This is a genomic window from Gluconobacter cerinus (assembly GCF_025961355.1).
Taxonomy (GTDB): domain Bacteria; phylum Pseudomonadota; class Alphaproteobacteria; order Acetobacterales; family Acetobacteraceae; genus Gluconobacter; species Gluconobacter cerinus.
Genome location: NZ_JAOQNM010000001.1, coordinates 3,110,926 through 3,135,945, shown reverse-complemented (window position 1 = coordinate 3,135,945; position 25,020 = coordinate 3,110,926). Strand labels below are relative to the sequence as shown.

18 protein-coding genes are annotated in these 25,020 nt (G+C 53.8%); 5 read left to right on the top strand and 13 right to left on the bottom strand.

The window, feature by feature from the left end; genetic code table 11:
* Positions 1 to 90 precede the first annotated feature (90 nt).
* Complete coding sequence (gene rfaE1, locus M2305_RS14470; protein WP_264649794.1) at positions 91 to 1,521, bottom strand: D-glycero-beta-D-manno-heptose-7-phosphate kinase; 1,431 nt, start codon at positions 1,519 to 1,521, stop codon at positions 91 to 93.
* Positions 1,522 to 1,916: 395 nt separating this feature from the next.
* Between rfaE1 and M2305_RS14465 the strand changes: the two genes are divergently transcribed.
* Entirely contained in the window at positions 1,917 to 3,188 is a 1,272-nt protein-coding gene (locus M2305_RS14465) for an MFS transporter (protein ID WP_264649793.1), read from the top strand.
* Positions 3,189 to 3,475: 287 nt separating this feature from the next.
* On the opposite strand, the gene M2305_RS14460 is transcribed toward M2305_RS14465, so the two are convergent.
* The 3 genes from M2305_RS14460 to M2305_RS14450 form a co-directional block, all read right to left on the bottom strand.
* Positions 3,476 to 4,936, bottom strand: a complete 1,461-nt coding sequence (locus M2305_RS14460) for a PepSY-associated TM helix domain-containing protein (RefSeq protein ID WP_264649792.1) — start codon at positions 4,934 to 4,936, stop codon at positions 3,476 to 3,478.
* A complete protein-coding gene (locus M2305_RS14455; protein WP_264649791.1) occupies positions 4,936 to 5,235 on the bottom strand; it encodes a hypothetical protein in 300 nt (99 codons plus the stop codon). The genes M2305_RS14460 and M2305_RS14455 overlap by 1 nt, the downstream gene beginning before the upstream one ends.
* A 189-nt stretch (positions 5,236 to 5,424) precedes the next feature.
* Positions 5,425 to 6,321 carry a LysR family transcriptional regulator gene (locus M2305_RS14450; protein WP_264649790.1) on the bottom strand — a complete coding sequence of 299 codons (897 nt, stop codon included), beginning with the start codon at positions 6,319 to 6,321 and terminating at the stop codon, positions 5,425 to 5,427.
* A gap of 98 nt (positions 6,322 to 6,419) precedes the next feature.
* Here M2305_RS14450 and M2305_RS14445 point away from each other — a divergent pair, with 98 nt between their 5' ends.
* Complete coding sequence (locus tag M2305_RS14445; RefSeq protein WP_264649789.1) at positions 6,420 to 8,111, top strand: alpha-keto acid decarboxylase family protein; 1,692 nt, start codon at positions 6,420 to 6,422, stop codon at positions 8,109 to 8,111.
* Positions 8,112 to 8,197: 86 nt separating this feature from the next.
* Here the strand turns inward: M2305_RS14445 and M2305_RS14440 are convergent, their stop codons facing one another.
* Genes M2305_RS14440 through M2305_RS14415 form a run of 6 tightly spaced genes read right to left on the bottom strand, consistent with a single transcriptional unit; the run spans position 8,198 to position 16,685 of the window.
* Positions 8,198 to 8,860, bottom strand: a complete 663-nt coding sequence (locus M2305_RS14440; protein WP_264649788.1) for a phosphoribosyltransferase — start codon at positions 8,858 to 8,860, stop codon at positions 8,198 to 8,200.
* Positions 8,857 to 10,119, bottom strand: a complete 1,263-nt coding sequence (locus M2305_RS14435; protein WP_264649787.1) for an amidohydrolase — start codon at positions 10,117 to 10,119, stop codon at positions 8,857 to 8,859. The genes M2305_RS14440 and M2305_RS14435 overlap by 4 nt, the downstream gene beginning before the upstream one ends.
* Complete coding sequence (locus M2305_RS14430; protein ID WP_264649786.1) at positions 10,119 to 11,894, bottom strand: adenine deaminase; 1,776 nt, start codon at positions 11,892 to 11,894, stop codon at positions 10,119 to 10,121. The genes M2305_RS14435 and M2305_RS14430 overlap by 1 nt, the downstream gene beginning before the upstream one ends.
* On the bottom strand, positions 11,887 to 12,963 hold the full coding sequence (locus tag M2305_RS14425; RefSeq protein ID WP_264649785.1) for a nucleoside hydrolase: 1,077 nt from the start codon (positions 12,961 to 12,963) through the stop codon (positions 11,887 to 11,889). The genes M2305_RS14430 and M2305_RS14425 overlap by 8 nt, the downstream gene beginning before the upstream one ends.
* A gap of 13 nt (positions 12,964 to 12,976) precedes the next feature.
* Positions 12,977 to 14,329, bottom strand: coding sequence for an NCS2 family permease (locus tag M2305_RS14420; RefSeq protein WP_046902127.1), 1,353 nt, complete (start codon positions 14,327 to 14,329; stop codon positions 12,977 to 12,979).
* Positions 14,330 to 14,333: 4 nt separating this feature from the next.
* Positions 14,334 to 16,685, bottom strand: coding sequence for a TonB-dependent receptor (locus M2305_RS14415; protein WP_264649784.1), 2,352 nt, complete (start codon positions 16,683 to 16,685; stop codon positions 14,334 to 14,336).
* Positions 16,686 to 16,861: 176 nt separating this feature from the next.
* Here M2305_RS14415 and M2305_RS14410 point away from each other — a divergent pair, with 176 nt between their 5' ends.
* Positions 16,862 to 17,626, top strand: a complete 765-nt coding sequence (locus M2305_RS14410; protein ID WP_099212936.1) for a GntR family transcriptional regulator — start codon at positions 16,862 to 16,864, stop codon at positions 17,624 to 17,626.
* Between the two features lie 70 nt (positions 17,627 to 17,696).
* Positions 17,697 to 18,341, top strand: coding sequence for an SCO family protein (locus M2305_RS14405; RefSeq protein WP_264649783.1), 645 nt, complete (start codon positions 17,697 to 17,699; stop codon positions 18,339 to 18,341).
* Here the strand turns inward: M2305_RS14405 and M2305_RS14400 are convergent.
* The 3 genes from M2305_RS14400 to M2305_RS14390 form a co-directional block, all read right to left on the bottom strand.
* Positions 18,312 to 19,670, bottom strand: a complete 1,359-nt coding sequence (locus M2305_RS14400; RefSeq protein WP_264649782.1) for a PepSY-associated TM helix domain-containing protein — start codon at positions 19,668 to 19,670, stop codon at positions 18,312 to 18,314. The two genes, M2305_RS14405 and M2305_RS14400, sit on opposite strands and share 30 nt — an antisense overlap.
* A 5-nt stretch (positions 19,671 to 19,675) precedes the next feature.
* The gene (locus M2305_RS14395; protein WP_264649781.1) at positions 19,676 to 22,006 is read right to left on the bottom strand and encodes a TonB-dependent receptor family protein; all 2,331 of its coding nucleotides are present in this window, start codon (positions 22,004 to 22,006) and stop codon (positions 19,676 to 19,678) included.
* Between the two features lie 516 nt (positions 22,007 to 22,522).
* A complete protein-coding gene (locus M2305_RS14390) occupies positions 22,523 to 23,851 on the bottom strand; it encodes a lipopolysaccharide biosynthesis protein (RefSeq protein ID WP_264649780.1) in 1,329 nt (442 codons plus the stop codon).
* Positions 23,852 to 24,073: 222 nt separating this feature from the next.
* On the opposite strand from M2305_RS14390, the gene M2305_RS14385 reads away from it, so the two are divergent.
* On the top strand, positions 24,074 to 25,015 hold the full coding sequence (locus M2305_RS14385) for a CDP-glycerol glycerophosphotransferase family protein (RefSeq protein ID WP_264649779.1): 942 nt from the start codon (positions 24,074 to 24,076) through the stop codon (positions 25,013 to 25,015).
* The last annotated feature ends 5 nt before the right edge of the window (positions 25,016 to 25,020 follow it).

Here is a 25,020-nt window from a genome sequence, read left to right as displayed (position 1 = left end):
CTTTCGAGATGGTCTCCTGCAGAAAAATTTTATCTGCCTTATTGTAACGTTATTCAGGTAATTTGGTGGATATTTCATGAAACAATAATTTCAATTACTTATTTTTTTAACGATGCTCGTCGTCGAGTGTCCATTGACAATATCAACCAAAGCTACCCGACCACCATGTTCTTTTACGAAATCCCCTCCAACAACAGCATCTTCCGTGTAGTCGGCGCCCTTTACGACAACATTCGGTTTCAATGCTTTTATGATGTCCAGAGGCGTATCCTCATCGAAAATCACAACCATGTCGACGTCCCGTAACGCACCGATCACTGTTGAACGTGCGATTTCATTTTGAACGGGGCGTGCCTCGCCTTTGAGTCTCTTGACGGATGCATCGCTGTTGATCGCGACGATGAGCTTATCGCCCTCGGCGGCCGCGCCTTTGATCAAAGCGATATGTCCGGGGTGGAGCAGGTCAAAACATCCATTTGTAAAAACGACAGAAGCTCCATGTTTGCGCCAGTTTTCGACAGTTCGCGCCGCGCTCTCCCAAGACGCAAGCAACCCGGCTTCTGGAACGTCTTTAAGGAGTTGCTGGCTCAGCTCTTCTCGCGAAATCGCCGCAGTACCCAATTTTCTGACGACTATGGAGGCAGCAACGGTTGCGACCATCACCGCTGTATCAAGGTCCTGACCAGCCGAGAGCATGCTCGCCACTGTTGCGAGAACGGTGTCTCCTGCACCTGAAACGTCATATACCTCTGACTGGTGGGCGGCCTCATGATGAATGTGGCCGTTTCTCTGCCAGAGTGTCATGCCCTTTTCAGAACGCGTAAGAAGAACATCTCCGCCGAATTGCTCGGAGAGTGTCGCTGCCACCTTAAGAACCTCTTCATCCGTATTTACGGGGAGGTTGGTAGCAAGGGCCGCTTCCGTGCGGTTCGGGGTGACCAAGGTCGCCCCCGAATAGGCCGTGAAATCTTTGCGTTTCGGATCTACGATAACAGGAATATTTTTCCCGCGCGCATATCTTATGATTGCTTCAAGAACGTCATCAGCCAGTACACCTTTGGCATAGTCTGAACAGACAAGAACGTCCGAGTTATCGATCGCGACCTGTGCATTGGAGATCAGCCTCTGCCGAGTTTGTTCGGTAAAGCCCGTTACCTCTTCTTCATCAATGCGGACGATCTGCTGTTGGCCGCTCAGAACGCGCGTTTTAGAGATGGTAGACCATTCAGGCTCTTCGACTAACCCGCTGACGTTAATGCCTTTATGTTTTCCCAGAATTGTCCGGAGGATATCGGCATTGGCGTCCGGGCCGACGACACCAACAAGATTGACAGTACACCCCAGAGAGGCAGCGTTGACAGCCACATTGGCGGCTCCACCAGGGACGACAGAATGCTTTGAGCGCAACAGGACAGGAACAGGTGCTTCAGGCGAAATGCGATTTACTGTTCCAACAATGTATTGGTCGAGGAGAATATCGCCGATAACCGTGAGACGACCAAAATCAAAGTTTTCTATCATGTCATTTACATCGCATTTGAATATTCCTTAGAAAATTTTCTAAAAAATCTTCGAAATGCTGTTCCTGTCGCTCAATTACTAGAGTTTGTTGCCTCAAAAACCTTAAGAGCTATCTTACCCGTTTTCAACGAATGGTCTAGATGCACCTACTGCGGCCTCCTCCCGATCCTATGGGCATAAGAATACTCGGTATAACTCAGCCACCCTTGCTAAAATGCCGCTCGGTTCATGGTAAAGTGGAAGGTTATAGAGACTGAAAGTGCAAATTTTCGGTTTTCTTGTGGTATATTATTCCAAAAAATATGGACGGTTTGAAACAAGCGCGATTATAAGATCCAATCCTTTTGTTCCAGCCTCTCTGCTGAAACCTTTCCGTGCGCAGGAAACACTTCTTCATGTCGTCTAACCCGGCAGTTTCGCCTCTCAGTTCATCTCAGCTTCGGATTTTAGCTCTTGCTTCGCTGGGAGGGGCACTGGAATTCTATGATTTTGTTATTTTTGCGTTCCTTGCAAAGCTGATTGCCGCGCACTTCTTCCCGGACAGTCAGGCTGAATGGTTGCGACAGGCGGAGGCATTCGGCCTTTTCGGAGCCGGCTATCTGGCACGTCCTGTAGGTGGGCTTATCATGGCCCATTTTGGAGACGTCGCAGGAAGAAAAAAGGTCTTTACGCTCAGCGTGCTCCTGATGGCGTTCCCGACCTTGTTGATGGGGTTGCTGCCTGGCTACCAGACACTCGGCATCATGGCTCCGCTCACATTGCTTATCCTGCGTATCATGCAGGGTGCGGCAATTGGCGGAGAAGCCCCTGGAGGCTGGGTATTCGTCTCCGAGCATGCTTCAAGCCGCCGTGTTGGTCTCGCCACGGGCCTTCTCACCGGAGGGCTGACGGGTGGCATTCTTCTTGGGTCCATCGTCATTCTATTGCTGCATGCAGTCCTGGCGCCTGATGTGGTGTCAAACTGGGGTTGGCGTATTCCTTTCATTCTGGGCGGTGTTTTCGGCTTTGGAGCGATGTTCCTTCGGCGTTGGCTAGAAGAAACCCCTGTATTCCGGGAGATGCATGCGACGGCTAAAACTGCCGAGGCCATGCCCGCAAAGCTTTTGTTACGTGACCATCGTCGCGCCATTCTTTGCTCAATGATGACGACATGGACATTGACAGCGGCCATTGTGGTGCTCGTTCTCATGATGCCTCCGCTCATGCAGACGCTCCATCATGTGTCACCTTCCCAAACAATGCGGGCGAGTCTTGCCGCGACGTTTTGCCTCACAGTTTCAGTAGTTCTGGTGAGTGCGCTGACAGACGTTTTCTCTCTCAGAGCGCTAAGCGTGGCCTGCGGGCTCATGCTTGCTTTGGGAGGTTTTGGGCTTTACGCGCTCTTTCCGTTGTTCTCGGGCACGCTCGTGCCTTGGGCCGCATTGAGTGGGCTTTGCTGTGGGTTCGTCGGGCTCGTTCCTATCGGGATGCTGCGCGCATTTCCGGCTCAGGTTCGCTTTTCTGGCCTGTCTCTGTCCTATAATATTTCCTACGCAATCTTTGGTGGCCTCACACCCGCGATCATTTCAGCTTTGACACCTCATACGCCAGTTGCTCCCGCTATTTACGTTGCATTCACGGCGCTTATCGGTGGTGTTGGTCTTTGGTTCTCACCCGAAAAGGCCTAGGAAAAAAATCTGTTATCGTCGGGATTCAAGCACGCGAGCTAATGAGGCCCAGACAATCGCGACGATGACAGCAGCCACTGAGAATGTACCTGCCCAGACAAAAATTGCCACAACCGGGTTGGTCCAAAAAACGATAACGAGGCCTAGTAAGGGGAAAATGAATCGTCCCCGCCGAACTGACGGGGGCAATGTCAGATCAGGCAGACGTGCGAAGCGAAGCATCTTTGGTTCGCACGCGGCCTGAAGGCCAAGGCCAAGTAGCCAAAAGACCAAACATAAAATTAGCATCACAGACGGCGCACCATCTGAAGAGAGGCAAGTCCCAAGAGTAAGGCGCAGATGTCCGTTGCCGCAAAAACCGTAGGGGGGTGCAGCATGGAGGCGCCGGGACGTGTCAGAAAGTCAAGCGGCGTTAGAAGAACACCCAAAAATGCGAGAGCACTTAACTGTATCTTCCATCCCGGTAGAGCCCGATGCAGCAGAGACCAGAGCATCCCGGCAACGCAACTCAGGCCCCACACGGCAAAAAAGCAGTGGACTTCGGCCAGATGGCGCGCTGGGAGAGATGTTGGCAAAAGCCGGTTTGCCCAGAAGAATGCCAATGTTGCCAAAAGAAATCCTGGAATACAGCCAATCGTGAGCCCTTCAGCCACGCGGAAAATGACGCGCTTTCCGGAGACTTTGCGGCGCTTCATCAGAAAAATGATAGCTCCGCTGGCAAACATGATGGCTCCCATGACACCAGACAGAAAATACAGCCATCTTAAGCCTGTGCCTGTCCAGCGGGCATAATGAATGCCTTCCATAAGCTGCTGTGTCTGGGTGACAGGAGTTGAAAGCAGGACATGCCGTAGAAAATGCCCATCAACCGGGCTGAAATCGACGTGTTCCCGTGTCAGCAGAGGCCCAGACATATCGGTGCGACTAAAAAGAACGCTGTTGGGTAGAAAGAGGATGAACCCGATCTGCCCCTTGCCGAGTGTGTTCTCTGCGACATCAAGCAGGGGCGGCAGAGAGGGACCGACAGGAATGTCCCGTTTTGTTTCTGGCGGCTCGGCGTCTGTGGCTCGATGAGGCGAAACAAAATTCTGGATGGAACTGATATAAGACACGGGCGGGAACAGCGTGCGTGTGCGAATGAACGTGCCCGTATAGGCCATCATAATAACGAACGGGATAAAGGGAACGCTGGCGAGAACATGCACGTCCAGCCATGCGCGCAGTCGTGCGGCGAAAGGTCGCACCAGAAGCAGATCCGAAATCAGTCCCCGCAGGTGAATGATGATTCCGGATCCGACTGTTACAAGAAGAGCCAGGCCGGCCGCGGCAATAAGTGTTTCTCCGTAAAGCCCAGTTCGGAGGGTATAGTGCAGGTCATAGAAAAACTTTCCGCCCGCAGTATCGCGTGCCTGTAGCTGCTCTCCAGTCTGCGGATTATACGGCACCGTCAGGAATTCATATCCATCATGGTGCTGGACGCGCACGAAAGGGTCCCGCGACGACGGGAGAGTTATGAACGGCTTTTCTCCTTGCTGGAGCAGGTCACGGACGGTCGGAAGGGTGCGATCCAGGACCTGCGGAGAAAAAGCGGGCGCTTGAGGCGGGACTTCAGGCTGGAGCCACCGCGTCAGTTCGGTATCGAACACCGAGAGGCTTCCCGTCACGAAAACGCAGAAGAGAAGCAGTCCGGCGATGAAGCCAACCCATGCATGGAGCCAGCCCATGCGTGTACGAAGATTATCTTGCATCAGGCGTGAAACAGTAAACCGAGCGCAGCAAGGATACAGGCGGTCCCCGCGATAAGTGCTCCATGCAAGGGCTTCTGTGTTCCAAAGGCAATGAGCAGAAGCACAGGAAACGCGGCAATCGCAATCATCTGGCCGAAAACGACAGAGTCATGTCGGGCTCCGGGCCCCCATTGCGGAGATCCAACAGTAATGAGGTGAGCGCAGGTCCATGCGAGACCAAGGGCCAGAAGCCCCCTCAACATCCATCGCGATGTGGGTGAAGCTTTCTGCCAAGGAGACGAAATCTGTTTCACTGTCATCAGGCGTCGTGTGTCAACGGCAACATGGTGTCTCTTGGTTCGTAAAACGAATGGGTCAGGCGTTCTGCGTTCTTGTCATAGCGGGTCGTAACGAGATTGTTGAGGCTAGAAAGTATACGTCTTGTTGCTACCGCTTAATGAAGACCTTTGTGCTTTTCCGAAAACGCAAGATCAGTAAGCTGATCGTTCTCACTTGCCTTCAGATGTCGCCAGTTTCAGCAATATTTTATGGAAGTTGGCGCTTGGCCCGGATAGCTCTGGTGTGCGTGATGCGAGAGAGATGCTGGCACGAGGCGAGGGGCCTTCGATGCGATGAAAAGTGGCTCCGTCAACATGGATCTGGCTGAGATAAGCTGGAACGATTGAAACCCCTAGGCCTGCGGCAACCATGGGAACCGTGGCTGCAATCTGTGGTGCGGATTGCCCGAAATGCGGGGTGAACCCGGCCTGCTGGCAGGCTGAAATAATGGCATCGTAAAAGCCGGGCCCCAGAGTGCGATCGAAGATCAGAAAGGGCTCATTGGCGACATCTGTCAGTCTGAGTGTTCCGCGTTGAGAGAGCGGGTGCCCCTTCGGGACCGCGATCAATGTCGGTGCATCAAAGAGAGGGTGGAGCGAAATCCCAGGGTCCGGAGCCGGAGGCCGCACAATCGCAATATCAACGCGGCTCTCGTTTAACGCCTCACACAATGCTGGCGTGTTGCTCTCCTCCAGCGTGATCTGAATTTCGGGCCACTTCTCCCGAAAGGCACGAATGGCCTGTGGAATAAGGGGGAGCAGCGACACGGCACCAGCCATTCCAATGCGCAATCGCCCCTGTTCACCGCGTGCAAGACCCGTTGCCAGAAGGCGAAACTGATGTTCGAGCGTAAGAATTGTGCGTGCCTGCTCAACGAGTTGCTCGCCAGCATCTGTCAGAACCGCACCACGTCGTGATCGCTCGAACAGTTTGAGCCCGAGTTCAGTCTCAAGACTTTTGATCTGCTGGCTCAGAGGGGGCTGCTCGATGTGCAGAACCTCGGCAGCGCGCGTAAAGCTTCCGTGATCTGCAATGGCGATAAAGTAGCGAAGGTGGCGGAGATCCATAAATCCATACTAATTAGATATGGTATAGAGCTCAACTATATATTGGACGTCCGAAGCTTGAACGCGCACCCTCTGGTTAACGAACTCCGGAGGATCTCATGGTTTTCACTGTTGGACATTACCTTGCAGAACGGCTGACGCAGATCGGCCTCAAGCACCATTTCGCAGTTGCGGGCGATTATAATCTGATCTTGCTGGACCAGCTGATTGAGCATGGCGGCATGAAGCAGATCTATGACTGCAACGAGCTAAACTGTAGCTTTGCTGCAGAAGGCTACGCCCGGGCCAATGGAGCGGCCGCCGCGATTGTTACGTTCAGCGTGGGGGCGATCTCGGCCATGAACGGCCTTGGTGGCGCTTATGCCGAAAACCTGCCGGTTATTCTGATCTCTGGCGCGCCAAACTCCAATGACCATGGTTCAGGACGTGTGCTGCATCACACGATTGGAACCACGGACTACAACTATCAGATGGAGATGGTGAAGCACGTCACCTGTGCTGCTGAGAGCATCACGTCCGCTGAGAACGCCCCCGAGAAAATTGACCATGTCATTCGGACGGCACTGCGCGAAAAGAAGCCCGCTTATCTCGAAATTGCCTGTAATGTGGCGAATGCCCCTTGTGTGCGCCCAGGTCCGGTCTCGTCGTTGCTGGCTCACCTGACCTCAGACACGGACAGTCTGAACGCAGCTCTCGATGAGAGTGCAGCTTTTGTGGAGAAGGCCAACAAGGTCGTCATTTTGGTCGGCAGCAAGCTTCGGGCCAGCGATGCGTTGGACGAAACCATTGAGCTGGCTGACAAGCTGGGTTGTGCTGTCACCGTCATGGCTGCAGCCAAAAGCTTCTTCCCAGAAACGCATCCGGGGTTCCGGGGTGTCTACTGGGGCGAAGTCAGCAGCCCCGGTGTCGAAGACGTAGTCAAGAGCGCGGATGTCGTTATTACGCTTGCGCCCGTCTGGAATGACTACTCCTCCGTTGGTTGGCGCGATCTGGTCCGCGGAGAGCGTGTCCTTGAAGTCGACCCTCATCGTGTCACGGTTGCAGGGAAAACCTTCGAAGGCTTCCGCCTGAAGGAATTCGTCACGGCCCTTACGGAGCGTGTTTCCAGCAAGCCTGCGTCTCTTGCAGCAGGGTATGCGCCTGTGAAGCTGCCAGTGGCCGATCAGGCCAAGCCACTGACGAACGATGAAATGACTCGCCAGATCAACGAACTTGTTGATGGCAAGACAACCCTTTTCGCTGAAACAGGCGATTCATGGTTCAACGCCATTCGCATGAACCTCCCTGAAGGGGCCAAGGTTGAGTCCGAAATGCAGTGGGGCCATATCGGATGGTCTGTCCCGTCCATGTTCGGCAATGCCATGGGCTCGCCGGAGAGGCAGCATGTCCTGATGGTGGGTGACGGGTCATTCCAGCTTACCGCGCAGGAAGTCGCGCAGATGGTGCGCTATGAGCTTCCGGTCATCATTTTCCTTATCAACAACTACGGTTACGTCATTGAGATCAAGATCCATGATGGTCCGTACAATTACATCCAGAACTGGGATTACGCCGCTCTGATCAACTGCTTCAATCAGGGTGTACCCGGTGAAGAAAGTGGGAAGTACGGCCTCGGCCTGCATGCCACGACTGGTGCTGAACTCGCTGAGGCAATTGAGAAGGCAAAGAAAAACACACGTGGCCCGACCCTGATCGAGTGCAAACTTGATCGGACGGACTGCACAGAGACGCTGGTAGAATGGGGAAAATTTGTCGCTGCTGCGAATTCCCGCAAGCCTACGCTGAGCTGAAGAGTAGCGTTTGCTCAGTTACTATTAAATGCGGTTGGATCTGGAGTGAATTCTTCAGATCCAACCGTTTCTTGTGAGAAGCTGTTCTAGGAAACAGATTTCTGTTCAACCCACCCATCTTGAACCCGCTCAAAGAGCGGAGACGAAAAGCAGCTTAGGATAGGAAAAGAAAAACGATCTTTCCAGCGATCGCTTTGGGTCATGACACAAAGGGCTGCACAGGGGGAAACTTCCGCCGCCGCAAGAACATTCACGCCAGCCGCAAGTGATTGTCCGGTGCTGACCACGTCATCAACAATGATAATCTTTTGTGCTGACTTCAGAAGTGGCAGCAGATTGGGGTCCAGATAAAGATTTTTGACGTTATCCGGGCTGGTAATGGACGAAAGTGGCGCAGACAGCGCCTCGTCATACCAGAATTTTCGAGACGTGCTTAACGGAACGTATCGCGCCAACCCGCATCCTCGCGCAACGGCGGCGGCCAGACCCAGGCCCAGGGTCGGCATGCCCACAATCAGATCCGGCTGCAGCGAACGAGCGATAGCCACCAGTTCACCACAGAGAACGTCCATGACTTCAAAGGATGTTTGGTTCACCAGCAGCGATGAGACTGCCTGCTTTTTGCTCGGAAGAACCCGCAGGGGAAGATCGAGGTGCCGATTTCCTACCTGAACTCTGTAGCGATCTGTGTATGGGGGCGTCAGCGCGACATCAGGAGCAAAAGTCTGCCAGAAAGGGAGCGTGCTCATGATGATAGCTCCACAAACCGAGAAAGCACCATCACCGCTGCCTGCAGAACGGTTTCATCGAAATCAAACAGGCTGGCATGATGAGGCGCGGTAATATCCGAACCAAAAAGGCAATATCCAGCTTTGCCGCCCCGGTCCTGAACACGTTGCATCATAAATGTCGCGTCATCTCCGCCACCAATAGGCCAGCTTTGCACAATACTACCGCCATTGGTGGAACAGACAGCGTCTCGCAAGCGCTCCATTACTTCCGGGTCAGAGGCGGCACTGATGGCAGTCCCGTAAACGTCGATTGTGGCGTCAACGCCCTGTGTCAATGCTGCGCCCTGCAAGGTTCGTCTCGCGCTTGCAGTAAGGCGCGCAAGACCTTCATGAGTTGACGCCCGCAACTCAAGCTCGAGATAGGCATGGTCCGCAATGACGTTCCGCGTTCGGCCGGCCTGCAACAGCCCCACATTAATTCGCGTGTCCGACTGGCCATCGCGGGGCAGGGCATAGAGACCGGGAATGGCAATTGCCGCAGCGAGAAGGGCGTTACGACCTTCTTCCGGACACATGGCCGCATGCGCAGCTTGCCCCGTGAAGGTTACGTTCCACTTTTCAGCCCAGAGAAAGCCGTCTGCAGTTAATGCAATCTGCCCACTCGGTAACTGACAGCCGACATGGGTTGCGAGAAAAATGTTTACATCATCCAGAAGGCCGCTTGAAACGATAGGTTGCGCTCCTCGGCCACCTTCCTCTGCAGGCTGGAAAATAAGCCTGAGTGTTCCTTTCCATTCGGCATTGGGATGCGACAGTTTTTCCGCAACGGCCAAGCCGATTGCCGTATGGCCATCGTGCCCGCATGCGTGCATCCGACCTTCGCATTCGGATGCGAAGCCATCCACAACAGGACGATGGTTCCCGGATGCACTTTCGTGAACGGGGAGGGCATCCATGTCGAAGCGAAGAGCCAGAACGGGGCCTGCACCACGCTTGATTTCTCCACAGACAGCGGTCTGCCCATCTGGCATTTTTTCGAGCCAGTAAGGGGCGGCCCCATTTGCTAATGCTGCATTTTGGGCGGAATGAATATCGTCTTGCGAGGGCAGTCCACGTACATCATCCATGCACATGATTTCGGGACCTACTCTGACAGAATATCCCAGTTCTGTCAGACGCGCTGCGACGACCGAGGCAGTGCGGTATTCCAGGAAAGCAGTTTCAGGAAAGCTGTGAAGATCGCGCCGCATGGCTGTGACTTCAGAGGGAAATGTCATCAAATGGTCTCCATGACCATGTTCGTGATGATTTCGCCTGTCATGCCGTCTGTAATGCCCAGATCTGTGACATGCGGTCCGGGATTACAGGCGAGAGATGCGCCTGTCACAAGTTTGATCATGGCCGTTGGGCCGTCCCATGTTGTCGCTGCCGCAGCTGCATCACGTACAGCGGCAAACTGCTGACTGACAAAATCTAGTTTTTCTGGAGATAGCAGCCCGCAGACAGGAAGTGGAACATGAGCAACAATTTGGCCATTTCGTGCAACGGCCATACCGCCGCCACTGGCTATAAGAGTATTGGCCACGAGCGCCATGTCCTCCCGGTTTCGACCGAAAACTGCGAGGTTGTGGCTGTCATGCAGGATGGTCGTTCCGATTGTAGCTGACCAGTCTCCCCAACCTTCCAGAACTCCAAGCCCGGGGGGGCTATTTTCTCCGTACCGATTGAAAACAGCCATCAGCGCAGTATCAGGCGGCAGCGTGATGTGACCGTCTTTCACATCGACGTCACGTTCTCCCCACTGGGTCGTCCGTGGAGTACGAACGGTTCGAATGCGGGCTTTGGAGACGTCAGGTACGGGCACCTGAAAATCTTCAGCCGTGACTAAAGAATGCTTCACGGTCTTGAGCGGGAGACCTGGAAGTTCGGCAGGAAGATCTGCCAGAAGTGTTCCGTGGGAGGCCGCATGGACGCCTGATGTGAACACTTCTAGCGGCGTGAAATCAGACAGGTTGTCGAAAATAACCAGATCAGCGCGGCGCCCAGCTGCCACCAAGCCGAGATCCCTACGTTCAAGACGCATCGCTGCGTTAAGAGTGGCGCATCGCAGCACATCCAGCGGACGCATTCCCAGAGACACAAGGCATCTCAGGTGATGGACCATTCCGCCACGGCGTGACAGGTCATCCGGGAAGACATCGTCTGTGCAGAGGGTAACGGTTTGAGGAACGCAGCCCAGTTCCTGAAAAGCGGCAACGGCTTCAGGTAAAATATTTTCATGCGAAACACGCAGTTCCAGCGTCATGCCAGACCGGAGCTTTTCCAGGATATCAGCTTTGCTTGTCAGTTCGTGATCTGACTCAATGCCTGCCGCAATAAAAGCCTGGAGATCCTGGCCCTTGAGGTTTCGGGCGTGACCACACACAAATTTTTCACTGCTAAGGCCAGCACTGACGATGCTGCTCATACGGGGCGAGCCATTGATGACGCCGCGCATGTCCATCACTTCAGCAACGCCAATAACTTCGGGCCAAGACAGCATTTCTGTCATGGCTGTAGCGTCAAAGGCTGCCCCTGACCGTTCCAGCCCAGGCGCAGATGGAACACAGGATGGAGCTTCAACCAGAATGCGTAGAGGTAGGCCTTTAGTGGCTTCAATAGCCCACCGGACTCCGGCCAAGCCGCTCACATTCCCGATTTCGTGCGGGTCCCAGCAAATGGTTGTTGTTCCCTGCGGAACTACGGTTTGTGCGTAAACCCGAGGCGTGACCATCGAACTCTCGATGTGCATGTGAGAGTCAATGAGGCCAGGCGCAATAACCGCACCAGCGAGATCAAAAATTTTGAGAGCGTCGTTCCGCTGGCCAGTTGGATGGGTGCTGGCAATCAGCGGACCCACCAATCCAACATCGGCGTCACGAAGCTCTCCGGTAGCCACATCAGCAATTTTGCCATTCCGGAGCAGGACGTCAAATGGAGCTCGACCTGCTGCGGCATCCACCGCGCGTCTACGCAACTCAGGTGAGGTGAGAGGTACCGTTACATCAACCATGCGTATTCATCCGGTTGGCTGCGTCGACAAACGTCTGAATGAAACGCGGCGTATCGACTGCTGTGACAATCTTGACGGGGCGCTCACCAATATGGGGGCGCGTGCTGTCAGGCCACACATGGGCATACCCGTAATTGGGGCCATGCGTCAGATCAACCGTCATGTAAGCCGTCACGCTTTGTGTAATCAGAGCGGGATCTACAGCGATCGCGGCAGCCAGTTCGTCCCACATGGGCTGTGGGTGGAAATAATGCTTCAGATAGTCTGACAGCGGTCCCGGACGTTGGGTCGCGCGATCGCGGATTTCTGGTGTCATACGAATGGGGTTGGCGACCGAACCCACGGAGATGACTTCCGGAAAGGGAGCTTCCAAGGCGATGCTGGCGGCTTCCGGGTCGAACATGAAGTTAAAGTCGGTGTAGTAATCGGCGCTCTCTGTCACTTGGGAAAGATTGCCGTCCACGATGGCTCCCATGAAGACCAGCCTGCGGCAGAGCGAGGCGAATTCAGGATCAAGCTTGATGGCCAGAGCAATGTTTGTCATGGGGCCAGCCGCAAGGACTGTGACCTCATGAGGATGTTCATGCACCTGTTTAATCAGGAAAAGTGCGGCAGTTTCCCGGGAGACAGCACGGGTCGGCTGTCCTTCCTTCAGGACTTTCACCGGAGGCTGTAGATCAGGAGCATCCCCGCGCCATGCACCTTTCCATGGCATTTTCCCGTTGGATTTCTCCCATGCCAGAAGGCGTAGGCGTGAATTAACCAACGGTTGGGTCGCACCCGGTACGACCGGGAGCTCTGCTGAAGCAGACGCAACCTCCAGAAAGCGGGACAGATGGGCAACGGCCTCGTTTTCCCAGCCATCTCCTACGACAACCGTAAATCCTAGAAGCGTTATTTTATCCGGCTGACCCAGTAGTGGAATGACCGACTGGATGTTTGTTCCGCCCGGTCCGGCAAAATCATTATCGATAATGACGTAATTCGGCGCAGATGTAGCGTGCGCGTGAATAGGCACCAAAGCGGAGAGGCCAGCCAGAAGAGCTGAAAGGCAAAGTCTGGGAAACATGGGAAATATCCTCTCAGCCATGGTGGCCGTGCATCTGGGCGGAAACGACGAAGAACATGATGAAAATTACGCAAAGCCCCCATACAACTGGCGCAACCGCTCGGCCCCGGCCCGTGGCAAGAGCCATGGTCGCGTAAGAAAAGGTCCCTATGGCCATGCCGTTGATGAGGTTGCCGGTCAGGAGGGCAATGATGAACGTCAAAGCAGCCGGAGCGCTTTCTTTGAGATCTGACAGTTCCAGATGACGAACGCCCTGGAACATCATCATTCCCACCATAAGAAGCGATGGCGCTGTTGCCTGCGGCGGAATGATCATGAACAGAGGCCACAGGAAAAGTGCGGTGAAGAACCCGCCTGCTATTACCAAAGCCGTCAGGCCTGTTCGGCCCCCCGCATGAACGCCGGTGATGGACTCAGAGTATACCGTTACGATGGACGTCCCCAGCATGGGGGCCAGAATACTGCCTGCTGCGTCCGTTATAAACGCCTCTCTGGCCCGCGGAATGCGACCGTCTTCGGACACCATTCCTGTAGCCGTAACAACACCCAGCAGGTTGGCAAGCGTTCCAAAGAGTTCAGTGCACAGGAAAAAGAACAGCATCGGCAGCACGTAGAAAATGTGATGCAGAAGGTAGAGCGGCTCAAGCCGGAACGCTGTCTCATGAGGCCAGCGGGGCAGGGCAAAAATATGCTCTGGCCAGGTGGTGATCGTTCCACCTTTTCCGTTGGGTAGGAAGAGACCCACAATCGTTAGCGCAATGATCGAAATGATCAGAGATCCCGGCACCCGTCTGGCAACAAGGACTGGCGTGAGAATAAACCCAGCCAGTGTCATGAGTACTTTGGGGCTGGTAATCGGGCCCATGGTGACGAACGTGGACGGGCTCGGCACGACAAACCCAGAGTTGCGCATTCCGATGAACATAATCACCAGACCGACCGCAACCTGAATACCAATCCGAAGGGTGTCAGGAATGTCGTGGGCAATACGCTCGCGGATGCGCGTCAGGCTCATGACCATGAAAATCAGGCCGGTCAGGCAGACGAGAGCGAGGGCAGCCTGCCAGGGAACGCCCATCTGTTTGACCAGAATGATTGCAAAGACGACGTTTGATCCCATGGCGGGCGCCACACCAAGGGGCAGATTTGCCAGAAGGCCCATCAACGTCGTGCTGAAGACTGCAATCAGACATGTGGCGCTCAGGACGCTTGCACGGTCCATGCCAGCTTCTGCCATGATCATGGGATTGACTGCGACACAGTAGACCATGGCAGCGAAGGTTGTCAGGCCAGCGATGACCTCACGGCCAGCAGTTGTGCCGCTGGCCGTGAGCCCGAAAAAACGATCCAGACGGGCTTGAAGCATCAGATCAAAGGTCAATCTTGGCTGTGACCAGAGCTGCGAAGCTTCCGGCGACGTAGTATGTCGGTGAACCCTGCGATGCGATGGTGCTGCCATAGATCCCGCGTGCTGCGCGTGAGGATGCGGCGACCCCGGCGACGCCTGACAGGTATTTGTTATCGCCAACATTCATGAGGTTCAGCCTGATTTCCGGGTGTGTATGGAAGATCTTCGGAGCCCGATAGCCGAAGTTCATGTCTGCGTTGACATACCCTGGCATGGCCTGGTCATTCATGAAAGTTGAGAACTGTCGGCCTACGTACTTGACGGCAAATCCTGCGAAATATGTGCCGTCATCATAATCCAGTCCGACGGAAGCCTGCACATTTGGGCTACGCACGGCAGTTTTTCCCGCAGTCGGCAGGTAATCCGATCCGACTTGATAGTTGTTATCGATCGTCGCGTGTAGATATTCCGCCGAAACATATGGCCGCAGATGATGCCACGGGCGCAGTCCAAGTTCGATGTCTACACCGCGGGACGTTTGGCCGCCCGCATTGATGTTCTGGGTGATCTGCGCGTTGTTAATCGTAACCTGCGTAGAAACCTGGCGGTTGGTGAAGTTGTAATTGAAGAAGGTGATAGACCCACTCAGGATATCACCCTGATAACGGTATCCTAGCTCTTCCGAGATCGAATATTCGGTCTTCTGGGCAGGGTTCGCCTGCGTCGCCACTTTGCCGGTCGATGCACTGTATGTGTTGTAAAGCGCATTTAACGTCGGGGTACGGAAATTGGTCGCGACATCCGCGAAGATCTGGTTGTGACTGTCGATGCGATAACGCGCGCCAAGGTTTGGCGTTGCGACTGCCGCGTTCATGCTGGTGCGATACTGCGCTCCGGGGAGGTAGTTGTAACCAATTCGGGTTACCATGGACTCCTTGATTCCCGCTTCAACGCGCAAACGGTTGTGCAGTGCATTGAACGTGTCGCCGAAGAACAAAGTATTGACGCGGGTGATGGTCAGGTTGTCGTAGCTGGCAAGCCGCGTGCCATCGGACAGCTTCACATTCCCCAAATATCCCCAGACATTCGCCGGGCCACCATTTTCTCCAACCGCGCTGTAGGGATTGACCATGCGCTGTCTGGACCAGTCAAACCAGTATCCAAAGACAAGAGTGTGCTTGCCCAATGTGTAATGCACTTTGGAAACAAGTCCCGGACGATAGACGTAAGGCGTGCCGAATGGCGTATACATCATCACCTTGTCATTGGTGGTGCCGTTACCATTGAGGTCGATGCTGTATTTCTGTGTCCCGGAATAAATGGCGTTCTCAGACAGAAGAGATGCTGAGGCGATCGTGCCTGAGTTCCAGTAAAAATATGGGGTGAAGTCGAAGCCAAGCTTGTCATTAACCACAATATTCTGCGGCGCACTCAGGATCAGGACCCGATATGGGCTCTGATGGAGTTTCCAGTATTTGGTGTCGGTCGGTGAAAAATCTTCGGTGTAGTTGGCACCACGCCCATATTGCTGCCAGGCAGCCAAAGACGGGCTCAGATAGGCGACCTTCATAGAATCATCGAAGGTCAGCGCGACGGTGCTGCGGCTTCCATTGACCCAGTCTTTGACCAGTTTTGCATCAATGTGCTGCTTGTGATCGTCACCGGCGCCGCGGAAGTGCGGCTCTTCAAGATGAGACCAGGCCACGAAAGCCCGCATGCCAGTGTTGCCAATGTCACCGCTTTGAAGCCGTACATATTCGCGATGTGTATTGTAGGAGCCGAACGAGCCCGCAATTGTCGCACCCATTTTGTGTGACGGATCGATCAGGTTCATCGTCACGATTCCACCAGATGCACCAATGACCGGGGAGTCCAGATTGGCGGAGCCCTGCTGCATCGTCACTTCATTGAGGTTCTCGGAATCTACCCATTCTGTTGGGAACGCCATGTAAGACCCGATGTCGTTCAGAGGCGCCCCTTCAACAGTGAAGCCGATCTGGTCACTATTCATGCCACGGATCGTCATGTTGCCGCTGACCATGCCAAAAGGGTCAGCGCTTGCGACATTGGCGCCTGGCAAGTTACCGAGCAGTTTGAAGACGTTGGGAGTAGGAGCCTGCTTGGCGATATAAGCCTGTGTGATCTCGCTGCGTGATTTCGTGCCGTTCTGAAGAACCATGCGGCCACCAGCAACGGACTCTGCCGCCACCCGGATGACTTCAGGCCGGGAAGGAGCGGCTTTTACAGTCTTGCGCGTGGCTGGAGAATGGCGCTTCTCCCCGTCGTGTTTTGTATCTGCAACAGGAGCAGCGTAGGCTGCAACATAGAACATGTTGCCGATAAGGGCTGTACTCAGGAAGGTTGAAGCACGCATGGAAGAAGCTCTCAAACACTGCGGAGACGCCAGAAAGGCACGAAAATCCTGCAGACTGGCCACAAAACAGTGACTGAATCGGCAAAGACGTATTAGGTTGTTATAAGACGTCTTGGTATCGGGTTTTGATGCGCTCTTCAATCCAAAAGTGAAACGTTTTCTGGAATTTTTTCTCTATGCGTAACGCCGTCTTCTCGTCAGCCCTCGATACGAATGGCCCGACGCCGCTTTATCTTCAGGTCGGGCATCATATTTCCGGGCTGATTGGCAAGGACAGCCGTTTCATGGAGCGGCTTCCCTCAGAGGCTGAGCTTTGTTTGATGTACGGCGTAAGTCGCATCACCATTCGGCAGGCGTTATCCTATCTTGCGGAGAGGGATGTCGTTGTCCGCCAGCACGGGCGCGGGACTTTTGTGGGAGCCTTGCATCGTCCGGGACGGCAGAAAACCATCCATTCCTTTTTCGAAATTCTGGCTGGTAAAGGCCTAAGCCCCGAGATGACGCTTCTGGACTATCAGATGCGTCGCCCCCCAGAAGAGGTTGCCTCCGCTTTGTCGGTCAATGACGAGACATTGTTCATCCGGCGCGGCTATCGTTCTGACGAAGGGCCTCTGGGCGTGACAGAAGTTTTTTATCCGGGACGGCTTGCACCACTCGTAACGCCAGAACTCGCAGCGTCCCTGACATCGACAGCAATCCTTCGGGATATTTTCAAGTTCCAGATCGCTCATGCAGACATTTCCATCGGTCTGTCTTACGCGTCTCCGGATGTCGCTCAATGGCTCGATGTTTCCGAGAAATCCGCGCTGATGCGTATCAAGCGTGTGACAACATGCCTTGGAGAAGGTGTCTGTGAGTATAGCCGACTGCTCGTGACGGAAGGGACTGCGGATTTTCGTATCGGTGCGGATGGTGAGATGCTGAGCGAAGGCGTGCTGTGAGGGCAGGCCGAGGTCTGCCACGTAACAAACATGTTGTGCATAGCGCATTGGCATTTGCTATGAATGCCCCATGAAACGGCGTCCGACCCGCAAGAAAATTCCTGCCAAGAGAGCTGCCGCCCCTTTGCGGCAGGACAGAAAAGCTCTTGTCTTGATTGTCAGCATTACGTTTGCGTTGCTCGTGGGCGCTGCGGCATTCAGGACCTTCCTGACCTCACATCATACGACAGCAGTTGGCGGCCCTTACGCACTGATTGACGGGCAAGGACATTCCGTTAGTCAGTCAGATTTTGCGGGGCGTTACACCCTGATTTATTTTGGCTACACGCACTGTGTAGATGTCTGCCCTTTGACGCTTGAAACAGTTTCATCAGCTCTCGATGAGCTCAGCGTGCAGGGTAAATCTGTCACTCCCATTTTCATCTCCGTTGATCCGACACGCGATACCCCGAAAGTCGTGAAGGATTACGTGGAGAATTTTTCCCCCAGGATTATCGGGCTGACAGGCACGGCAGAGCAGCTTCAGTCCGTTATGGAAGCCTTTCACGTAAAGATGCAGCATCATTCTGGCATGGGGCCTGAATACCTGATTGACCACAGCTCTTTGCTCTACCTGATGGACGGTCGGAACCATCTGGTCGGAATGATACCCGTTGATTCCAGCGCACATCAGATAGCGACAGATTTAAAGCGTCTCTTGCCTGCTCACTCGTGATGCTTTCAAACGCGGGAGCTTTCCAGCCACTGCTATGCAGATCAGGGATATGCCCAACTCGGGTAACAGAATGCCAAGGATGCAAAGCACCCCGATCGCAATCAGACCCATTCTGGACGATGGAAGAACGGGCGGCGCTCCAAATTTCCCCTCGGGCCGACGTTTGAGCCACAGGACCGTTGCGGCACAACTCATCAGCAGGAGGCCGAGGGCGACCAGAAGGTTGAGCAACTGGTTTGCCCAACCGAACAGATGCCCCTCATGCGCTGCAACGCCATATCCTATGACACGGTCAATGGCTGCCTTGTGAGAGAACGGTTCTCTCGCAATAATATGCCCGTTTCCCATCACTTTCACACTTTCCCTGAGAGGCCGGTTCTGGGCGTCGGATCTAACAGTCCAGACATCGTCAGATCCTGCGAGGGGCGTGATAAGAACAGGAGCAGCAAGGGACAGCTTTTCTGCTGTGCGGGTCACATTATTCAGGCCGTCCAAGTTCACCTGTGACGGCATATCCTCTGACATGTCCATTCCGGGCATGTCTTCATGATGTGAGACCATTGGGTGACCGGCTATCGTCTCTTGGGCCGGCACCGCTCCAATTTCCCAGTCTTTCACTGATGTGATGTGGCCGACAGTATTCTCGACAGAAAGAAGGGCATGTCCCCAGACATAAGACCAGGGAAGACCCGATACCAGAAACAGTGTCAGCACAATGGAAACCCAGACGCCCGTCACAGCATGAAGATCCCTCCAGCGTGCCCGCCCAGTCTGAGTAAGGCGGGGATACAGCACACCAGCCAAGCCGCGTTGATTTCTCGGCCACCATAACCAGAGGCCCGATACCACAAGCACGATCGTCCATGACGCAACCATCTCCATGATAACTGAGCCCAGATTGCCCAGTAAAAGCTGCCCATGGAGTTTAAAAACCAATCGTTCAAACCGATCCTCTTCGAGCACGGTTTTCAGGACGGCATGGTGGTTCTGTTCCACATAAACTCGCACGACCTCACCATCGGCACCATTGACCAGAATGCGGGCAGCACTGTGTGGGGATGTAGGAAGTTCATATGCGAGAAAACTGCCACCGGGCACAGCTTTCAGAGCAGAATTGACGTCCTCCTGAGGCGATGAGGATATTGCTGCTGGAAGGTGATCGTATTTCCAGTCAATCCATCCCTCAATTTGTGGTTTGAACAGGTAAATACTTCCTGTGAGACACAAAAGAGCGACAAAGGGGAGACAAAACAGTCCCGCAAAGAAATGCCATCGCCACACCGTAAGGCGGTCTGGGCCAAGGGAAGTCAGATAATGTTTTATATTCATGCGCATCACAGTTTTATCCGTACGCCGCCAAAATATGCCCGGGGGGAACCCGCATAAATCGATCCAGTGCTATTCATCAGTGTGGCTGCCGTCGCTTCTTGCCCGTTTGCCTGCAATTGATCGCTGATATTCGTGGCGCCTGACACATAGGTTTGGTTCGTGACGTTCTGTACTTCGAAATACCAGTGCAGGCGATGCGCCCATCCCATTCGCGCGGGGGGATCGTAATGCATCTCCAGATTTAGAAGGGCATATCCGGGCGCTTTCAGGCGATTGGCATTGTCTAGCCAATAGGCATCACGCCAGGTGACTTCTGCATATCCCCCCACGCCCTCTAAAGGGCCAGAAGGCTGATCGTAAAGGAAACGGGCATTCAGGAAGTTAGGAATGACGCCCGGGATGTATTTTCCACTCCGGCTGAAACCCTTTGAGGCAGTGCTATTGGAAAGAACTTCCGTATAGTTTGTGTAGACCTGATTATCATAGGTATAGCTGAGCGAGATCCGTCCACCGGACAGGGTATGGGGAAGAGGCTTCCAGTCAGCCCCCAAAACAATGCCTCGATGCTGCGAGGCAGGAGCATTGAATGTGTAGGCCCCAACGGCGTTGACGCCTGCAGACTGATTGACGAGTTCATTGTTGTAAAACTCGTAAAATCCCGTGACCTGAAGATGTGTTGTGGCTGTGGGGTGCCAGTCCGCGCCGAGGTCAACTCCGACACTCGTCTGGCTCTTCAGTTGCGTATTATTTCCATATTGCCCTTGGGGCGTGATGAAGAAATTGGAAGATGACGGTGTGCCATAAGCCGTGCCAACGCGTGTATGGAAAGTCCAGTGTTCGCTCGGATCATAAATCAGAGCACCTTCAGGCGCGAGATTGAAGTAGAACCGGTTGGCGGTGACGTATTGGCTGTTCATGCCAGATGCTGAATATCCGTATAACGTCTCAGTGGCACCGATATCTGAGTATGTACCTCCTAGTCCAACAACAGCATGCCAACCGGGCGCAAAGTGCCAGTCTTCCTGGAAACGTGCGCCGATATTTGACTGATGTCCGTAGGAAGCAGAACTCATGGCACCTCGCGTGGCACCGCCTAACGGCATGATGTTGTACGTCTGATATCCATAGTCGAGATAATCAAAACTCAGTCCGCCGAATGTATCGAGGGATGTTGCCCCGATCCGGGCGTGATTGGTGACGTCGCTGCTGACGTTATAGGAGTTGTAGGGGCCTACGAAAGACGTTGGTGAAGTGGGTTGGTCTACGTGGCGCTGATCGTATGTGAACTGGTTGCGCCAGGTCGTCTGCTTGTTAAAATCATGCTCCCAACGGAGGCCTGTAACGGTACGGCGATCAAAGCGACCCAGACCAGCAGCCTCGGGACTCATGGCAACTTTACTGCCATACCGGCCATTCACCAGCAGGTTGACGGAAGCGCACCCAGCGCGGGAATTGGATGTATTGTAACACCCATTCTGATAAGGATTTGCGCTATACTGGTTCAAAGACAGGCGAACAGGTAGGGACGCGTCTGTCACGTTGTTGACGAACTTCAGGATGAGACGGTCTGAAGACGTCAGATTGACCCGAAGTCGGACGTTTTCTGTTGACGTATTGTAGCGACTGTTAGCGATGAACCCATTTCCACGGACATCGCTCGCGAATACCATAAGGTCATAACGCTGGTTACCAAGTCCGAGCGTTGCGTAGTTGTTAAACATACCGAAGCTGCCGAAATCCGATCCTAATTCCAGCCCGTGCATGTCCGTGCCCTTGCGGGTTCGGAAATTGATTGCACCATTGATCGCATAATTTCCGTAAAGGGTAGACGCTGGCCCTTCAAACACGTCCACCCCCTGATAAGCATGAGGGTCAATCAGATCGGCTCTTGCTGTGCCGTCTGGTTGCGTCATGGGAAAGCCGTCTTCCAGCACCTGCAGGTTTTTTAGCCCATAGGATTGTCGATCTCCCGACCCGCGGACAGAAACGACTGTATCACGCGGGCCATTGCCTTGGGTGAAACTGACGCCTGGAATGGTAACCACCATGTCTGCGACGCTTTGTCCCACCTGATTACCAAAGTTGCTGCGGTCTGAACTGTAAGTCGTCTGCCCGGCCGGATGGCTCGTCGCCGGCGCATGATTGGCTGCCGTGACGGTAATAACTTCTGGTTTGGTAAGAGGTGAGGATTGTTTGGGGGGAGAGTGAGGTTTGCGGCGATTGTCTTTGAGAGACGTACCTCTCTCATGCGGGAGGGGGGCAGATATGGCAGGAGAGAAGCAGAGGACGGCGCAGGTCATCACGCCTGCAAGCAGATGAGACATAGAGTGAGGCATTGGTCTGAACCTGGATAGACAGCACGAAAACCCGCGTGCGTTTTGCAGGCGAGTGGCTTTTGCAGTTCAGATCAGACGGGAGGGCCCTGGGGGCATTGAGAGGTGCGTTCGGGACTAGGTGGCCCGCGAATTGGTGCAAACATCCAGACACGGTGAACGAACGCCATGCTCAATGCTATGAGCGCGCAGAAAGCGATTGTTAGCTGGAAAAGATCCAGAGCATCAGACAGTAGAAACGCGTCGTCCTGTTGATTGTTCTGATGATGATGTGTGCCTGGATCGGACGAGGCATCCTGCGGCGCACAGAAAATGCTTAATTTTTTGAGTTCGTTTAAGGAATCGTCAACGACTGACGACGTTGTTACAAGGCTACCGAACGTTAGGCGTGCCAATAAGGCAAGCAGCACCAAGGGCCAAAAGCCCAATAGATATGCTGAGTTCCTGATCCGGCGATCCATACCGGATGTGCTACTCTCTCTTTCCGGCTCTGACCAGATGGCTGAGTAAGATTTCCGTTCAAGGCCTGTTGGTGAGCGTATCAGAGAGTTTCTGGGCCTTTGCCAGGGCCTGTCTGGTTGTAATGGCAGAAAGCCCAAGCCCAAGAATTGCTGAAGCCACCATACCCAAGGCGGCGCCCATAGTGCCAAGGTATGGCATCAGAACAGCAAGCGTTGCGAACAAAACCCCTGTTCGGGCAATGCGAACCTGAAGTGCCCGGCCTGCGTGACCAGTCGCAATAAGGGCTGGCTCAAAGCTTACGCCTATAAGGTCCAGGGAGGCGGCAATGCCAAGCGTCACGAGTAGAGGGAACGCCGTTAAATAAGCATGTCCGGCCACTAACTGCAGAACCGGACGCCCGCCGGCCGCAAGAGCTACCGCTATAACCACCGTTACGACGATTGCGAGACCAGTCGAACGGCGAAGTAATAGTCTTATATTATCAGCTTCCTGACTGGCATGAGCACGGGCAAGCTCTGGCAATACCGCTCGGGAGAACATTTCTGACACGCGGACAAGTGCCTGACTCAGCTGATAAGCCAAGCGGTAATGGCCTGCGTCAGTGGCACCTGTAAAAATACCGACAAGCAATAATACGATATTATTGCAGCCTGTCCCGATGATTGAATTCAGATTTGTAAGCCATGTGAAACGCCAAATCCCCGGGTTCTCTCGCGGGGCTTGCCACCCTTGCCGGAGATCACTCATGCGAAGAGACCGTGGCATGGTCCGCATGACGCACATCCAGTAAGCGATCGCTGTAATAATATCGGCGATAGCCCAAGCAATAAGAAAGCCTGTGACTGTTGGATGCCAAAAGGTTGCGGCAATCGCACCAATAAACCGTGCAATCGGGGTAACAGCATCAGCCATGGCTCCTACACCGAAACGGTCGTGCAGCCGCAGCAGACCAACAGCGGTGGACCGGACTGACAGTAGGATAACAAAGCAGAACGCAAGTGCGGCATTGGACAGGGCGTGGGACCAACCAAGCAGCGGGCCCAAAAGAGTAACCCCGCCCCATGAAATGAGGCATCCGGCGATGCCCCCGGATACATCAAGGCCGATACAGAATCCTGTAAGGCGTGAAAGGGCGCTTTCATCCTGTGCCGTTACGTGACGCACGCCATACCGGATGATAATTTGCCACGTCTGAAAACTGACGAACGCAGCGATGGCCTGGGCTGTGCTGAACACGAGGGTGAACTGGCCAAAACCTTCGCTCTTCAGCGTTCGAACGGCCAGTCCCAGATAAATCAGACTCAGAACTGCGCCAACGCCTTTGCCTGCCAGGAGCCATGCAAGATTTGACAGCGTACGTTTCAGTAATCCGTTTTCTCGTGACATGGTATTCAATGGTGCTTGCTTACCAAATGAGAGAAAACTATATATTTAGACATGAAGAACGTTGCATTTCTGTACATTGCTGAATCTTATCAGTGTTATCACGCTGCGGCAATTGCGCTGGAATTAGCTCAATCTGACAAAGTCAATATTACAAACTTTTACAACGATCCGGAAACACCTTATCACCTAGAAAGAGTTCGTTACGCGGCTGGAGCTCCTGAAATGGAGTATCGGCCACTTCGTCGATCATTGCCGACCGCTGCGATGCAGTCCATCCGTATCCTGGGAATGTTCAAGGATATGGTGCTGCGCGATAATGCTGCTGAGCTGGATCGATACGATGCCATTGTAACGGTTGAGGATACTGTCGCTTCCGCGAGGCGACTTGGTATTTCGTCTCCTCAATTGATCTACATTCCACATGGCTGCGGTGATCGTGCGCGTGGCTTCACCAGCGAAGTCAAAGCATTTGATCATGTTCTTCTGTCAGGCCAAAAATCGGCCCAAAGAATGCTGGAAAACGCACTGATCAAGCCTGAAAATCATTCAGTGATCGGATCAGTCAAGCTTGAGACCTGCAAGCTCTTTCCCGATGTAACACGGTTCTTTTCCATTCAACGCCCAACGGTGCTTTACAATGCTCATAAGGCGAGGGGGCTGTCATCCTGGAAACGGTTTATTGAGCCTCTGCTTGAGCAGTTTTCCGAGCAGTCTGATTTTAATTTGATTGTTGCGCCCCACACAAAGATGTTCAGGCGGCGCAGACAATTAGTTCGAGATAGCTGGAACGGGCGAAGCAATTCTCAAATACTGATCGACACTGGATCTGAGCGCTGTGTCGATATGACGTACACGTCTGCTGCTGATATTTACGTAGGAGATGTGAGTAGTCAGGTTTACGAATTTCTGGAAACGCCTCGGCCGTGCGTTTTCCTGAATGCTCATCAGGTTAATTGGCGAAATAATCCCGATTTTGCGCATTGGCACTTCGGAGATGTGGTGGATGATCCCAGGGATCTTCTGAATGTTATCCGCGCCGCGCCCGAACGCCATAGACTGTACCGTGACCGACAGAAAGAAATGGCTGACAAGTCGCTCGGCGATCGTTCTCCGGGGGCAGCGCGTCGTGGCGCAAATGTTATCCGAGGTCTCTTGAACCGCTAATGGCG